This window comes from Christiangramia pacifica (assembly GCF_057221535.1).
Map to the genome: position 1 here is coordinate 3,269,405 of NZ_CM170146.1, position 15,349 is coordinate 3,284,753.

18 protein-coding genes are annotated in these 15,349 nt (G+C 38.2%); 10 read left to right on the forward strand and 8 right to left on the reverse strand.

Features of this window, described 5'->3' with window-relative positions; all coding sequences use genetic code 11:
- Positions 1–17 precede the first annotated feature (17 nt).
- From AC2S94_RS15010 to AC2S94_RS15040, 7 genes are all read left to right on the forward strand, one after another.
- Positions 18–881: a M16 family metallopeptidase gene (locus AC2S94_RS15010; protein ID WP_484629361.1), complete on the forward strand. Its 864-nt coding sequence runs from the start codon at positions 18–20 to the stop codon at positions 879–881.
- Between the two features lie 153 nt (positions 882–1,034).
- Complete coding sequence (locus tag AC2S94_RS15015; protein WP_108172048.1) at positions 1,035–1,796, forward strand: ParA family protein; 762 nt, start codon at positions 1,035–1,037, stop codon at positions 1,794–1,796.
- A 5-nt stretch (positions 1,797–1,801) separates the two neighbouring features.
- On the forward strand, positions 1,802–2,704 hold the full coding sequence (locus AC2S94_RS15020; RefSeq protein WP_484629362.1) for a ParB/RepB/Spo0J family partition protein: 903 nt from the start codon (positions 1,802–1,804) through the stop codon (positions 2,702–2,704).
- Positions 2,694–3,284, forward strand: a complete 591-nt coding sequence (locus AC2S94_RS15025; RefSeq protein WP_484629363.1) for a DUF5683 domain-containing protein — start codon at positions 2,694–2,696, stop codon at positions 3,282–3,284. The genes AC2S94_RS15020 and AC2S94_RS15025 overlap by 11 nt, the downstream gene beginning before the upstream one ends.
- Position 3,285: 1 nt before the next feature.
- Complete coding sequence (dapB, locus tag AC2S94_RS15030; RefSeq protein WP_484629364.1) at positions 3,286–4,005, forward strand: 4-hydroxy-tetrahydrodipicolinate reductase; 720 nt, start codon at positions 3,286–3,288, stop codon at positions 4,003–4,005.
- A 51-nt stretch (positions 4,006–4,056) separates the two neighbouring features.
- Entirely contained in the window at positions 4,057–5,625 is a 1,569-nt protein-coding gene (gene lepB / locus AC2S94_RS15035; RefSeq protein WP_484629365.1) for a signal peptidase I, read from the forward strand.
- Between the two features lie 5 nt (positions 5,626–5,630).
- Positions 5,631–6,281 carry a WbqC family protein gene (locus tag AC2S94_RS15040; RefSeq protein ID WP_484629366.1) on the forward strand — a complete coding sequence of 217 codons (651 nt, stop codon included), beginning with the start codon at positions 5,631–5,633 and terminating at the stop codon, positions 6,279–6,281.
- Here the strand turns inward: AC2S94_RS15040 and AC2S94_RS15045 are convergent.
- From AC2S94_RS15045 to AC2S94_RS15075, 7 genes are all read right to left on the reverse strand, one after another.
- Entirely contained in the window at positions 6,261–7,295 is a 1,035-nt protein-coding gene (locus AC2S94_RS15045) for an endonuclease/exonuclease/phosphatase family protein (protein WP_484629367.1), read from the reverse strand. The genes AC2S94_RS15040 and AC2S94_RS15045 overlap by 21 nt on opposite strands.
- Positions 7,296–8,195, reverse strand: coding sequence for a rhomboid family intramembrane serine protease (locus tag AC2S94_RS15050; RefSeq protein ID WP_484629368.1), 900 nt, complete (start codon positions 8,193–8,195; stop codon positions 7,296–7,298). It lies immediately after the preceding gene.
- Positions 8,195–8,944: a rhomboid family intramembrane serine protease gene (locus AC2S94_RS15055; RefSeq protein WP_484629369.1), complete on the reverse strand. Its 750-nt coding sequence runs from the start codon at positions 8,942–8,944 to the stop codon at positions 8,195–8,197. Before AC2S94_RS15055 ends, AC2S94_RS15050 begins: the two co-directional genes overlap by 1 nt.
- Positions 8,944–10,797: a DNA mismatch repair endonuclease MutL gene (gene mutL / locus AC2S94_RS15060; RefSeq protein ID WP_484629370.1), complete on the reverse strand. Its 1,854-nt coding sequence runs from the start codon at positions 10,795–10,797 to the stop codon at positions 8,944–8,946. Before mutL ends, AC2S94_RS15055 begins: the two co-directional genes overlap by 1 nt.
- Positions 10,798–11,091 (reverse strand): hypothetical protein, encoded by a 294-nt coding sequence (locus AC2S94_RS15065; RefSeq protein WP_484629371.1) that lies wholly within the window; start codon positions 11,089–11,091, stop codon positions 10,798–10,800.
- Positions 11,092–11,208: 117 nt separating this feature from the next.
- Entirely contained in the window at positions 11,209–11,715 is a 507-nt protein-coding gene (gene ribH / locus AC2S94_RS15070; RefSeq protein WP_484629372.1) for a 6,7-dimethyl-8-ribityllumazine synthase, read from the reverse strand.
- A gap of 3 nt (positions 11,716–11,718) precedes the next feature.
- Positions 11,719–12,492, reverse strand: coding sequence for a tetratricopeptide repeat protein (locus tag AC2S94_RS15075; RefSeq protein ID WP_484629373.1), 774 nt, complete (start codon positions 12,490–12,492; stop codon positions 11,719–11,721).
- Positions 12,493–12,639: 147 nt separating this feature from the next.
- Between AC2S94_RS15075 and recF the strand changes: the two genes are divergently transcribed.
- The 3 genes from recF to AC2S94_RS15090 are packed head-to-tail and all read left to right on the forward strand — an operon-like array spanning position 12,640 to position 14,436.
- Positions 12,640–13,719, forward strand: a complete 1,080-nt coding sequence (gene recF, locus AC2S94_RS15080) for a DNA replication/repair protein RecF (protein WP_484629374.1) — start codon at positions 12,640–12,642, stop codon at positions 13,717–13,719.
- Complete coding sequence (locus AC2S94_RS15085) at positions 13,716–14,156, forward strand: lipocalin family protein (protein ID WP_484629375.1); 441 nt, start codon at positions 13,716–13,718, stop codon at positions 14,154–14,156. Before recF ends, AC2S94_RS15085 begins: the two co-directional genes overlap by 4 nt.
- Positions 14,134–14,436: a DciA family protein gene (locus AC2S94_RS15090; RefSeq protein WP_484629376.1), complete on the forward strand. Its 303-nt coding sequence runs from the start codon at positions 14,134–14,136 to the stop codon at positions 14,434–14,436. The genes AC2S94_RS15085 and AC2S94_RS15090 overlap by 23 nt, the downstream gene beginning before the upstream one ends.
- Before the next feature lie 436 nt (positions 14,437–14,872).
- On the opposite strand, the gene AC2S94_RS15095 is transcribed toward AC2S94_RS15090, so the two are convergent.
- The gene (locus tag AC2S94_RS15095) at positions 14,873–15,292 is read right to left on the reverse strand and encodes a nucleoside-diphosphate kinase (protein WP_108172065.1); all 420 of its coding nucleotides are present in this window, start codon (positions 15,290–15,292) and stop codon (positions 14,873–14,875) included.
- Positions 15,293–15,349: the final 57 nt, after the last annotated feature.

Consider the following 15,349-nt stretch of genomic DNA (forward strand, 5'->3'; position numbering starts at 1 on the left):
ATTTCCTGGGCAACCTAATGTCTAATCCTAATTTCTATTTTCAGAATGAACTTGGTAAATTCAGAAATGAAGGTAACCCAAGATATGTAGGCTTCCCTACTCCAGAGAAGTTCGATGAAATGAATTATGATCTGGCTTATGAAAAGTATCAGGAAAGATTTAGCGATGCTTCAGATTTCATCTTTTACTTCGTAGGAAATATCGATGAAGAGAAATTAAAGGATTTCTCTGCTAAATATATTGCCAGTCTACCTTCGGTTGATTCTGAAGAAGATTATAAAGAACCCGCTTTCCGTGAAAATACAGATTCTTACAGGGAAAAAACGGTATATAAGGGTACAGACCCAAAAAGCCGTGTAAGCATCATCTGGAATGGAGAAACCGAATATGATGAAGAAGATGATCTTGCGTTAACTGCCTTAGGTGAGGTATTAACCATTAAACTGGTTGAAGAACTGCGTGAAGAAGAAGGCGGAGTGTATGGTGTAGGCGCTCGCGGAAATATGTCCAAGATCCCTTACGAAAGCTATAACTTCTCTATAGGTTTTCCATGTGGTCCTGAAAATGTGGAGAAACTAACCGAGGCGGCTTTAGCTGAAGTTGAAAAGATCAGAGAAAACGGTCCAACCGAAGAAGATCTTGCCAAGGTTAAGGAAACCTTTAAACTACAGCGTAAAGAAAAGCTTAAGGAGAACAAATTCTGGCTAGATCAGTTGGAAAAAGCTGATAGCGAGAATTACGACCTTTCTGAGATCAAGGATTATAATGATATGGTTGAAGAGCTTGAAGCTGATGACCTGCAAAAAATGGCCGAAAAATACCTGAATGACAATTATCTTTTAGGAGTTCTAATGCCTGAAACTGAAGAATCAGCAAACTAAAAAAGAGGTTTATACTTTTTATGAACAACCTTTAAAACCGGTATTTCCATCTAACTATGGAAATACCGGTTTTTCTTTAGAAGCTGTTAACAATTTCATTTTCTAAACCTATAATAAATTGTATTTTTACCTTTCAAAAATCATACATTTTTAATGGGTAAAATCATTGCTATTGCCAACCAAAAGGGAGGCGTGGGTAAAACCACAACATCTGTGAACCTTGCTGCTTCGCTTGGGGTTCTGGAAAAAAAGATATTATTGATTGATGCCGATCCTCAGGCTAACGCTACCTCAGGTCTAGGAATAGACGTGGAAGAGGTTGAAAAGGGTACTTACCAGTTACTGGAACATTCCATAAAAGCCGAAGAGGCCATCCTGCAAACTAGCTCACCAAATTTGGATATTATCCCGGCACATATAGATCTTGTGGCCATCGAAATTGAGTTGGTAGACCAGGAAAACAGGGAATCTATGCTTAAAAAAGCCATAGAGCCTTTAAGAGATAAATATGATTTTATATTGATTGACTGCGCGCCTTCCCTGGGACTATTAACCCTGAATGCTTTAACAGCTTCAGATTCAGTCATCATTCCTATTCAATGTGAATATTTTGCACTGGAAGGGCTAGGCAAGTTATTGAATACGATAAAAAGTGTTCAGAAAATACATAATAACAAATTGGATATTGAAGGTCTTCTACTTACGATGTATGATTCAAGGTTAAGACTTTCAAATCAGGTGGTTGAAGAAGTGAAAAAACATTTTGATGAAATGGTTTTTGAAACAATCATTCAGCGAAATGTGCGTTTAAGTGAAGCACCAAGTTATGGAGAAAGCATTATCAATTATGATGCTTCAAGTAAAGGAGCCAGTAATTACCTAAGCCTGGCACATGAAATTATAAAGAAAAACTAGTACGGATGGCTAAGGCTACGAAAAAACAAGCATTAGGGAGAGGACTTTCAGCTTTACTGAAAGATCCTGATAATGATATAAAATCTGCAGAAGATAAAAATGCCGACAAGCTTGTTGGTCATATTGTTGAACTGGAGATGTCTTCAATTGAAGTCAATCCATTTCAGCCCAGAACAAGTTTTAATGAAGATTCATTAAAAGAGCTTGCCACGTCTATCCGTGAACTGGGAGTTATCCAGCCAATCACGGTTAGAAAACTCGATTTTGATAAATACCAGCTGGTTTCCGGGGAAAGAAGATTCAGAGCCTCTAAGCTGGTTGGCCTGGAAACTATTCCGGCTTATATAAGAATTGCAAATGACCAGGAGTCCCTTGAGATGGCTCTTGTTGAAAATATCCAAAGACAGGATCTGGATCCTATCGAGATCGCATTATCTTACCAGAGATTGATCGATGAGATTCAATTGACGCAGGAACAATTGAGTGACCGAATTGGTAAAAACAGGTCTACTATTGCAAATTACCTGAGACTTTTAAAACTTGACCCTATCATTCAAACAGGAATGAGAGATGGTTTTTTGAGCATGGGGCACGGTAGAGCACTTATCAACATTGACGATACGCAAAAGCAGCTGGATATCTATGAAAAGATCCTTCAGAAATCACTTTCTGTAAGAGATACCGAACAATTGGTAAGAGAATTGAATAGTGACGGCAAAACAACTGTTGCTTCCAAGAAAACAACGGTCCCAAAAACCTACAAAAAAGGCATCAAGGAATTTACGGAATACCTGGGAACCAAGGTAGATGTGAAAGTAACTAAAAAAGGTAGCGGAAAATTAACCATACCATTTTCTTCCGAAGAAGACTTCGAAAGGATTAAAAAACTAATTCGGGGTGAAGAATAAATTCAACTTTTTCTTATTCTTTTTTGTTTTTGCATTTTCAGTAGCCACCGCGCAACAGGATTCCCTGAACGTTGATACTGAAGATGCTAAAAACAAAGAATTGAAGGAGAAAGATTATGAACCCTATAACGCACTTGCTCCTTCAAAAGCTGCGTTCTATTCTGCCGTACTTCCTGGTTTGGGCCAGGCATATAACGGAAGTTACTGGAAAATCCCAATCGTATATGGGGCTTTGGGAACTGGTGTATATTTTTATCTTGATAATGACAAACAATACGATCGTTATCGCGATGCATATAAAAACCGGCTAGCAGGTAGACCTGATGAGTTCACGGTAAACGGTGTTCGTAGAATTAGTACGGATGGTTTAATTAGAGCCCAGGAAATTTACCAGAAACAAAAAGAAATCTCAATTCTGGTTACCGTGGGAATTTATGTATTGAACATTATCGACGCAAATGTTCAGGCTCACCTGAGACAGTTCAATGTAGATGAAGATCTTTCAGTAAAACCTAATCTGGACTACGACGCGCTTTCGGGAAAAACCAACTACGGACTTACACTTAATTACAATTTCTAGTATGAATATAGCACTATTAGGTTACGGTAAAATGGGAAAGACTATTGAAGAAATAGCTGAAAACCGCGGCCATAAAATAGTTTTAAAGTTTTCAGATGCTATTGAAAATTATGATCTGAAAGATCTTGATGTTGATGTTGCCATAGATTTCAGTATTCCTAAAGCAGCATATAAAAATGTTACCACCTGTTTCATAAATGGTATCCCTGTAGTGAGCGGAACAACCGGATGGCTGGAAGATTATGAGAAAGCCAGAAACATTTGTGAAAAGGAAGGTTCAGCATTTATTTACGCCTCGAACTTCAGTCTTGGGGTAAACGTGTTTTTTGAACTGAATAAGAAACTTGCTGAAATGATGCAGGGACTGGAAGATTATTCGGTTGCGATCGAGGAAATTCATCATCTACAAAAACTGGATTCACCTAGCGGTACGGCTATCACCCTGGCGCAGCAGATCATTGACGAGAATGAGAAGTTGAAGGGATGGCAACTGGAAGATGCTGAAAATGACGAAATCCCTATTTCAGCCAAGAGGGAGGAGAATGTACCGGGAACGCACACGATCACTTATGAGTCTTCTATTGATAAGATCGAAATTAAACATACGGCAAAATCCAGACAGGGCTTTGCGCTCGGTGCAGTGGTTGCCGCCGAATATTTAAAAGACAAGACCGGCATTTTTACCATGAAGGATGTATTGTCTGACCTTTTTCAAAATTAAACTGTAACAATTAAAGGTAAAATCTGCCTTACACTGTAAAGAAATTAGAATATGACATTTACTGAATGGTTCATTTTTTTCCTGCTTATCCAGGTAGTTCATTTTCTAGGAACCTGGAAATTATATCAAAGAGCTGGCAGAAAAGCCTGGGAAGCTGCAATTCCTGTATATAACGCGGTAGTTTTAATGAAAATCATCAACCGGCCCTGGTGGTGGGTTATTCTGATGTTCATACCAATAGTTAACCTAATCATTATTCCGGTGATCTGGGTGGAAACCATCAGAAGTTTTGGAAGAAATAGCACTGCGGAAACCATCGCGGTGATATTGACCCTCGGATTCTATATCTATTATGTGAATTATGCGACAGATGATGCCTATATCGTAGATCGTGACCTAAAGCCAAGAACGGAGGCTGGAGAATGGATAAGTTCCGTACTATTTGCTGTGATCGCTGCGACAATCGTACATACTTACTTTATGCAGCCATTTACCATTCCAACTTCTTCCCTAGAGAAAACCTTACTGGTTGGTGACTTCCTCTTTGTAAGTAAATTTCATTATGGTGCCAGGGCTCCACAAACTGCTGTGGCTTTTCCAATGGTGCATGATACCATTCCAATTCTGGGAATTAAATCTTATTTAAATAAACCACAGATCCCTTATTTCAGATTTCCAGGATTTGAGAATATAGAACGAAACGATATTGTTGTTTTTAACTGGCCTGTAGATACCGTAAATGCATTTCAGCAATACGGCGATGGGAAATATTATAAAAAACCAATAGACAAAAAATCGAATTACGTAAAGAGAGCGGTTGGTGTGCCAGGCGATTCACTTTCAGTGGTTGATGGATATGTTCATATAAATGGCGAGCAATTGGTGTTACCAGACCGGGCTAAACCACAATTCACCTATGTGGGTCAAACTAAAGGTCAACCTTTCAACCCGCAAACTCTGTACAAGTTATATGATATCACTGATGGTTACAGCTATAACCCAAATAACAATGCGTTCGTAATTCAGTCATTATCTGATGAAGCATATGAGCGATTTAAGAATCATCCTAATGTAGCTTCTCTCCGCAGATATACAGATTCAGCTGGAGTCAAAAAGTCCAGCTTATTTCCTAACGATGGAAAGCGTAGCTGGAATAATGACAATTTTGGTCCTATTTATATTCCGAAAGAAGGGGCTACGGTAGAGATCACTCCGGAATCCATGGCTTTTTATAAAGAGATCATTGAAACTTATGAAGGGTCTGAATTTGGATTGGACAACACGTTAAAAATTAGCGGAACACAGGTTTTATTAAATGGTCAGCCGATTGACAGCTATACTTTCAAACAGGATTATTACTGGATGATGGGTGATAACCGCAGTAATTCTGAAGATAGTCGTACCTGGGGATACGTTCCAGCAAATCATGTAGTTGGTAAACCTGTATTTATCTGGCTTAGCTGGGATTCAAATGCGAGCGGTTTTGACAAGATAAGGTGGGATCGTGTTTTCACCACGGTTAAAGGTGACGGTGAACCGACTTCATTTTTACCGTATTTTCTTATCGTTCTGGTTATTTTCTTCGGATGGAGATATTTCAAAAAACGTAGAGAGGCCTAATCATCATGAAACCTGTTTTACTACATCCCTCCTATTTTGGCCCAATTAGTCAGTGGGTGGCTATGGTCCATGCAGAAAAGGTATTATTTGAAAATGAGGATAATTACCAGAAACAGACCTACAGAAATCGGATGTATATCTATGATGCCAATGGTAAACTAACGCTGAATATTCCAATTAAACACAGAGCAGCATTAGGCTTAAGCAACAAAGGTCATCAGAAATATAAGGACATTCAGATAGAGAACGATTTTGAGTGGCAGAAACAGCATTGGAGAGCTTTTAAGGCTTCCTACCAGACCTCTCCGTTCTTTGAATTCTACGAAGATGAGCTATATCCTATTTATCATAAGGAATTTAAATACCTGTTAGATCTGAACTATGAATGCATGGAGTTTGTAGCAGATTGCCTGCAAGTTGACTTCGATTTTCAGAAAACTGAAGAGTATATTCTAAATCCAGAGGAAGCCATAAATTACAGAGACCTGGTAAATGCTAAAACTGACAATGGTTTCAAGAATGATCCCTATACGCAGGTTTTCGATTCAAAAGCAGGATTTCTTTCAAATCTCTGTATACTAGATCTTATTTTTAATGAGGGAAATGCAGCTTTAAGCTACCTGGAAAATCAGCAATTAAAACTTGATCTTGGTTAAAATCGGATAATGATCTGAGTAATCTACCTCAAATTTCTGAAATTCAGTGATCTCCATTTTATCCTCAATTAGTAGAAAATCGATTCTCAGCGGGAAGTAATTTAGCTTGAAACTTTTTCCAAAACCTGAACCTGCTTTTAGAAAGGCATCTTTAAATCTACCGTCCTGCTTTACCAATTTGTAGATATATGAAAAACTGGTGTTATTAAAATCACCGGCGATGACCGTTCTGTAAGGTGATTTAGTCAGTTCCTTGTTCAGCATTTCAGCCTGTTCCTGTTGCAGGGAAAATCCGTAACCAATTCTACCAAGTAATTTTTTAGAATCTTCCTTTTGCAGGTCATCTATACCGGGCTTTATATTTAAAGATTGAAAATGCACATTAAAAACTCTTACTGTATCATTCTTGTTGATAACGATATCTGTGAATATCGCATTGTTATTCCCCTGATGTGGAAAATCTAAAGATCCCTGGTTGATTATGGGATATTTTGAAAAGATGGCAGAGCCAAATTCAGCATTTTTTCCTTTTAGCTTTACATATTCGTAAGGATATATATCGGCTAGTTCAGCTGCACCTATATAATGCTCCTGGACGCAAAGGATATCAGGATCTTGCTCATTTACAAACCCAGTGATCTTTTGCGGAATATCTTTGCGTGAGGTCCATTCGTATGCATTAAACATCCTGACATTATAGCTCATCAATGAGAAATCTGAACTTCCATTCTCCTCGGTCTCCGATTCTGAAAATTTAACGAATGTAACAATGTAATTATAACCAAGGATCAGAATTATTAGAGACAGAAGCATCTGCCGCTTCATTCTGATTATCCAGTATACCAGGAAAACTGCGTTAAGAATGATCAATACCGGAACTCCGAGGCTAAGTACAGATAGTAAAGGAAATGTTTTTGGCGGTATTAAAGGCAGCAGATATGAAAAAAGCAGCGCCGTGGCTGCTAATGAATTCAGGATAAAAATGAATTTATCAAAGAGATTCAGTTTCTTCATTTAATCTTCTTTTCCAGCCTGGAACAAAAAGTCCTTTTCTTCTTTACTCAGGCTTTCATAACCGCTTTTGCTGATTTTATCAAGAATAGCATCTACTCTTTTCTGCTTTTCGTTTTTATCAAACTTATTGCTGGTTCTAGGCTGTCTTGCAGTGGTTTTTCCAGTGCGATGAACCGTTTTCATCTTCGCCTTTCTTTCTCGCGGTTTAAACAAGGAAGCTAAGGAATCTACAATATTTTCAAACCATTTTCCTATATCATTCCCTTTCTGAAGCTGATTGGTATAGATATATCCAAGCGCCGCACCACCAAGATGAGCAAGGTGACCACCGGCGTTACCCATCGGGATCTGAATCAAATCCAGAACAACCAGGAAAGCAGCGATCCACCAGAATTTTACACTACCTATCAGCATCAATCTTACCCGCATATTTGGAACATGGGAAGCAATACCAATTAGTACTGCCATCACTCCGGCCGAAGCTCCCATAAGATATGATTTTCCCGTGCCCTGAAAGGCTGGAAACAGGTTATAGCTAAGCATATAAACTAAAGCCCCGATAATTACTCCCAGAAAGTAATAGTTCAGTAAACGTTTGGGAGAAAAATAGTTCAGAAAATATATCCCGGAAAAATACAGGATCAACATATTTGAAAGAATATGCCAGATACCGCTGTGTAAAAACGAATATGTAATAATAGACCACGGCTTCATCAAAAATTCCATGGGTTCTTTTGGAAACACGAACCATTCCGTTAGAAAATCTGAAGGGAACTGGAATAAAAAGGCAATGGTTTTAAACAGAAAGAATAATATAAAAACCAGCACATTGATAGCAATGAGCTTTTCAGTAACCGTTGCGGTCTGGATCTTATATTTAATTCTATCTGATGACATCATTAGTACCAGCGATTGTTATTAAACTGATTTTTCTTCCAGTAATACATCATTATAAAACCGAATAGGGCCCCTCCGATATGAGCGAAATGCGCAATGGAACCACCAAATAAAGAATATCCGGTGAAACCTGAAAACAAATCTAAGGCAATTAATCCGGGAATAAAATACTTTGCTTTGATAGGAACCGGTACAAAAAGTAGGAACAGTTCCACATTCGGGAACATCATTCCAAAGGCCACCAGGATACCATAAATTGCTCCGGAAGCTCCTACCGCCGGAGATGAAAAAGCTTCAAGCATAGAACGCAATGTAACTTCGTCTATACCCTCAGGAATTCTAAACCTGTTTGTCGCATATGCTTCCTGGATAAAACTCATCACTTCAGGCGGTGTCCAGCCCAATTCCAGAAGTCCGTTGAATCCTTTCTGATAAGCATAGAAATTCACCAGGGTATGCAGTAAGGCGGCACCGATTCCTGCAGAAAAATAGAAGAACAAAAATCTCTTCTGCCCCAACATTTGTTCTATAGGACTTCCAAATGCCCATAATGCATACATATTGAAAAGAATATGCATGAACCCTCCATGCATAAACATATGAGTTACGATCTGCCAGAACTGGAAATTCGGATTTTTAATAAACCACAATGCGAAATATTCATAAGCGACATCACCAAGCAGCTGGCTTCCAATAAAGAATATTACATTGATAATCAGGAGAACCTTAACGGTTTCTGTCATTCTTCCCATCAGGCAAATTTTTTATCCAGTTCATCTACAGATAACGTAGTGAACACGGTTTTATTAGATGGACTAAGTGCCGGCTCTTTACAGGCAAATAATCTGTTTACTATATGTTGTTGTTCAGCTGAATTGAGCAAAGTTCCAGACCTTACCGCCATGGAATTTGCTAAAGATTTTGCCAGAAGATCAGTTTGTGAAAAACCATTATCGGGCACATCTTTTTCAAAATCTGCTATGAGTTGCTCCAGTAATATTTCAACTTCACTTTCAGAGATCAAAGTTGGAATTCCGCTAATTTCAACTTCATCTTTGTTGATCGCGGAAAATATAAAACCTGTTTGTTCTAAGGAATCCCTGATCTCTTTCAGCATTTCAACTTCATGAGCATTAAATTGAAGTCTTAAAGGAAATAACAATTGCTGACTAACTGCTGATGAGACAGTTATGTTTTTCAGTAATTCTTCATATAAAACTCTCGTATGGGCACGGTGCTGATCTATGACCAGTATACCGCTTTTTAAAGTTGATACAATATATTTTTTCTGAAGCTGAAAAGTAGATTTTTCCGTTTGTTCTTCCTTGGCACCGAATAAGTTACCGGTCACCTCTTCACTCTCAAATTCAATTTGGCGGATATCGGTTTCTACTTCAGTTTCAGACTGCATGCCGGAATATAGACTTTCCCATTCTGCCGGCTTATCCTTTTTAAAATTGGTTCCTCCTGAAAATTGAGTTCTGGATGCATTGTCATTCTGGAATGGATTGAAATTTCTATCTACTTCCACCTGCGGCACATCCGCCTCTTTATTTTTATAATCGTATGGAGTATCCAGTTCAGAGTCTCTTTCAAAATCAAGCATCGGAGCCACGTTGAACTGTCCCAGACTATGCTTAATGGAACTTTTCAGGATCGCATATAACGCATGCTCATCATCAAATTTGATTTCCGTTTTGGTCGGATGAATATTGATATCGATAGATTTTGGATCTACCTGTAAATACAAGAAATAACTCGGGTATGATTTCTCTTTTAAAAGTCCTTCGTACGCAGCAGTAACGGCGTGATTTAAATAGGGACTTTTTATAAATCTATCATTCACAAAAAAGAACTGTTCTCCCCTGCTTTTTTTGGCAAATTCGGGTTTTCCAACAAATCCGGATATTTTGACGATTTCTGTATCTTCTTCTACAGGTACCAGTTTTTCATTGGTTTTCCCTCCAAGAATATTTGTAATTCTCTGCCTGAAATTGGCAACAGGAAGCTGAAAAAGTTCGCTTCCGTTATGTGTTAAGGAAAAGCTGATATCGGGATGAGCAAAGGCAACTCTTTGAAATTCATCAATGATATGCCTTAATTCGACATTATCTGATTTTAAAAAGTTACGGCGGGCCGGAATATTATAGAAAAGATTCTTTACGCAGATGTTAGTTCCTTTTGGTGTTACGCAAGCATCCTGGGAAACTACTTGGCTACCTTCTACTTTCAGGCAGGTTCCAACCTCATCATTTTCTGTCCTGGTTCTCAACTCTACATGCGCAATCGCCGCGATAGAAGCAAGAGCCTCTCCACGGAAGCCTTTTGTTTTCAAAGAAAAAAGATCGTCTGCTAATTTTATTTTTGAAGTTGCATGCCTTTCAAAACTCATTCTGGCATCGGTAAGACTCATACCTATTCCATCATCCACTATCTGAACAAGAGTTTTACCGGCATCTTTAATCACCACCTGGATCTTACCAGCCTGGGCATCTATAGAATTTTCGAGAAGTTCTTTTATTACTGAAGCCGGACGTTGCACCACTTCACCCGCAGCGATCTGGTTTGCAACATGATCGGGCAACAGTTGAATTATGTCACTCATTTAACGGGGATTCGAGAAAATGGATAAATCAAAGTCTAATATCCACAGACATATGAAAAGTAAAACAATAATGATATAGATCACGCGGCGATTAATACTTCTATTTCCTCGAGTACGGCTGGATTCTCGTGCTTCAGCCCAATGGGAACCAAAATCTATCGCGTTGGTCGCTTCTCTATACTTATTGAACTTAGAATCAAAATCATAGATATTGCCGGTATCTTTACCCTTATAATATCTCGGGGTATAGTTATACCTGGTGTTCTTTCTGATTTTGCCTAGATTGATTTTCAAAACTGTAGAATGTTTGCTGATCCAAATTTACTCAAAATGCTTCAAAAATCCGAAGTCTATGAGTATTAATAAAAATAGCAATAACGATGCCGTTTTGAAAACCGATAGCGAAAAAATTTAACCCTTATAGAACTTAGCATCCTTACGCAATTGCGCCATTTTAATGGCCGCAATCGCCGCTTCAGTACCTTTATTGCCATGCTTTCCACCACTGCGGGCACGTGATTGCTCGATATTGTTATCGGTTAGTACACAGAAAATCACTGGGATATCTATCTGTACATTTAGATCTTTGATTCCCTGGGTTACGCCCTCACAAACAAAATCAAAATGCTTGGTTTCTCCCTGGATCACACTTCCTACAGCAACAATAGCATCAAGCATCTCAAAGCTTTCCTGCATTTTCTTACAACCGTAAATAAGCTCAAAACTACCGGGAACATTCCATCTCACGATATTCTCCTTTTGAACTCCATTATCTATCCAGGCATCAAATGCACCTTGAAATAATCCTTCTGTGATCTCATCATTCCACTCAGAAACAACGATCCCAAACCGAAAATCTTTCGCGTTTGGGATCGTATCTTTATCGTATTGTGAAAGGTTATTACCTTCTGTAGCCATATGTTAGTTTTTCATAGCGCGAGCCTGACCTAGGTAAATTGGCACCTTTTCAGCCTCTGGAGCATCAGCATACTCATCTTCAATTTGAAGAAGGTATCCTTCCGCGGCCTCTGCATCACCAACCTGAATTGCCGTGATGGCAGCTTTTAATAAAAATTTTGGGGTGGTAAAAGAATTAGCTCTCATTTCAGCAGCTTTCTCATAATAACCAAGAGCTTCCTCTGGTTGATCTAACTGCATAAAAGCGTCACCTATTCCTCCGGTAGCCAAAGCTGAAAAGATCTCATCATCACTGTTAAAACCTTCTAATTGCTCGATGGCTTCCTGATATTTTCCTGTTCTTAGATAAGCAAATCCAGCGTTGTAATGCGCAAGGTTTGCCGCATCTGTACCACCGTAATTATCAATAATATCTAAAAATCCGTATTTACCCTCACCTCCGTTAAGAGCAAGGTTGTATAGAGAATCACTCTGCGCTCCGGTTGCTCTTAAAGCTGAAGCCATATAAGTCTCTGCCTGTGCCATTTCATTAGCAGCTTCATTTTGCTTTGGCTCATGAATAAAACGGTTGTATCCTAAATAACCTAAAACAGCAACAATAGCGACACCAACAATAATGTAGATATATTTCTGATTATCGGCGACCCAGGTTTCGGTCTTACTTGCTCCCTCATCTAAAGTGTTAAAAACTTCAGCAGTTGTAGATTCCTGTTCTGCGTGGTGTTCTCTCTCCTCCTGGTTGGAAGGCTTGTATCCTCTTTTCTTATATGTTGCCATAAAAAATTTTTAATGCGTGGCAAAAATATAATTTTTTGTGAAAATTAAAAGAGAAAATATTTGTATTTTTTGAATAATTTGGAGTCCTTTTGCGGCTCTGTTCCGCAACTATCAATTATTGAACTTTCAGCTGAAACACAGCGATTTATGCATTTAAAAAATCTTAGTCTCCTTAATTACAAGAATCTTAAGACGGCTGAATTTGATTTCGATGAAAAGATCAACTGCCTGGTTGGGAATAACGGGGTAGGGAAAACTAACGTTCTGGACAGTATCTATCATCTCTCCTTCGGAAAAAGCTATTTTAACCCGGTTACTTCCCAGAATATCAACCATGATTCTGATTTTTTTGTGATTGAAGGTGAATTTGAGAAGAATGATAAATCTGAAAAGATTCTTGCCAGCGCAAAAAAGGGACAAAAAAAACTGATCAAACGGAATAACAAAGCCTATGATAAATTAAGTGATCATATTGGTTTTATCCCGACGGTCATTATTTCACCGGCAGACAGAGACCTTATTATTGAAGGATCGGAAACCAGGAGAAAGTTTATGGATGGTGTGATCTCACAGAGTGACCAGGTATATCTGAATAAACTTCTGCAATACACTAAGCTGATATCCCAGAGAAATTCACTTTTAAAATATTTCGCCGCAAATAACACATTTGAGCGTGATACCCTGGAAGTCTATAATCTTCAGCTAAGCAGCCTGGGACAGGATTTATTTGAAAAAAGGAAAGAGTTTCTCCAGGAATTCATTCCTATTTTTAATAAGCGCTATGCTGATATTACTGATAATAAGGAAAACGTAGATATCAATTATAAAAGTCAGCTTTTTGATGATTCCCTGGCCAACCTGCTGGAAGAGAATCTTCAGAAAGACATGGCTTTACAATATACTTCCGTAGGAACACACAAAGATGACCTTAGCTTCGAAATTACGGGACATCCTATTAAAAAATTCGGATCCCAGGGACAGCAAAAATCATTTCTGATCGCATTAAAACTTGCTCAGTTTGATTTTATTAAACAGATTAGCAAAGTCAACCCAATTTTGCTGCTGGATGATATCTTTGATAAACTTGACGAAAATCGTGTAGCTCATATTGTGGCTTTAGTAGCGACAAATGAATTGGGCCAGATATTTTTGAGCGACACACATGCAGACAGGACCGAAAAAGTGGTAAAAAGCAGTAATCAATCCTATAAAATTTTCAAGCTTTGAAAAAACTGATCTTATTTTTTTCAATTTTCAGCATCATCGCCTGCACCAATAAAGATCCGCAGGAACAGATCAAAAACCTTAACGGATACTGGCAGATAGAAAAAGTGCAGATTAAAAATGATTCGGTTGTAGAATATGGATTAAGTCAGCTTATAGATTATATTGAAATTAAGGACTCTACAGGGATCAGAAAAAAACTGAAACCAAAAATAGATGGAGATTTTATAGAAGTTTCCAATGATTCAGAAAATATAACGGCAAGGGTGGAGGATGGCAAATTGATGCTATATTATTTTACGCCTTTTGACCATTGGAAAGAAGAAGTTTTGGAAGCCACTGATGAAAAACTGGTGGTCCTTAATCGTGATGATAAAAAGTACTACTACCAGAGATATGAACCTTTACTAAGCCAAAATGAAGAAGAGACGCAAGAATGAGGAAATGAAACTGGGCGATCTGCTCAAAAGTTTCGTGGATGAAAATAAACTGGACAAGAAAGGTCTGAACGAAGTAAAAGTCAGAGACGTTTGGAAAAGCCAGATGGGTCCGGCAATAGACAAATATACTACCGGCCTGAAACTGAAAAATGATACCCTTTTTGTACAATTGAGTTCTTCAGTATTGAGAGAAGAATTGAGTTACGGTAAGGAAAAGATCATTAGAAACCTCAATGAAGAGATGGGCCAAGATATCATTTCGAAACTTGTTTTAAGATAATTAACTAAGCAGACAATTTGTTCTATCATTATGAGTCATAAAGTCAAAGTATTTCTAATCTATTTCTTTTCATTTATAATCATATTTACGGTGATTAGGTATTTGATAGGTCTACTCATTCCAGGTATTGATCATCTTTATTTGATGATCGGTTCAGCAATTATTACCGTGATACTTTCGCCAAGATTGGATAAAGATCAAAATGGAAGGTATGTATTAAAGTCAGTTTTTCGGAAAGAACCACTGATAAAGTAGAATAGCATATAAAGATTCATACCCTGAATCAGGTTCAGGGGACGTGCTTTAAAGACCTTCATGCTGAATATTTTTCAGCATCTCATTTTTTCGGCTTCTACAGTACTCCGTTGGGCAAATTATAAAGCAAAAAAAACCGGACTTTTTGAGTCCGGTTTTTTTATTTATTGAAATTGTTCGCTTAGAACATCTCTCTTCCTGCAAAATGAAAAGCACCTTCAATTTGTGCATTCTCATCGCTATCACTTCCGTGAACAGCATTTTCTCCAATGCTCTTAGCGTATTTCTTTCTGATTGTTCCTTCAGCAGCCTCTTCAGGGTTGGTAGCTCCAATAAGAGTTCTGAAATCTTCTACAGCGTTGTCTTTTTCAAGAATAGCCGCAACGATAGGACCACGAGTCATGAATTCTACTAATTCTCCGAAAAATGGACGCTCTTTATGGATCGCATAAAAAGTTTCTGCATCTCTCTGAGTCATTTGAGTAAGCTTCATTGCTACGATTCTGAATCCAGAAGCTGTGATCTGATCTAGTATTCCACCAATATGCCCGTTCTCTACTGCATCTGGCTTAATCATGGTGAATGTTCTATTATCTGCCATTGTATGGTTTTTAAATTTGGTGCAAAAATAATTAATTCCTTTCCATATACAAGTCCT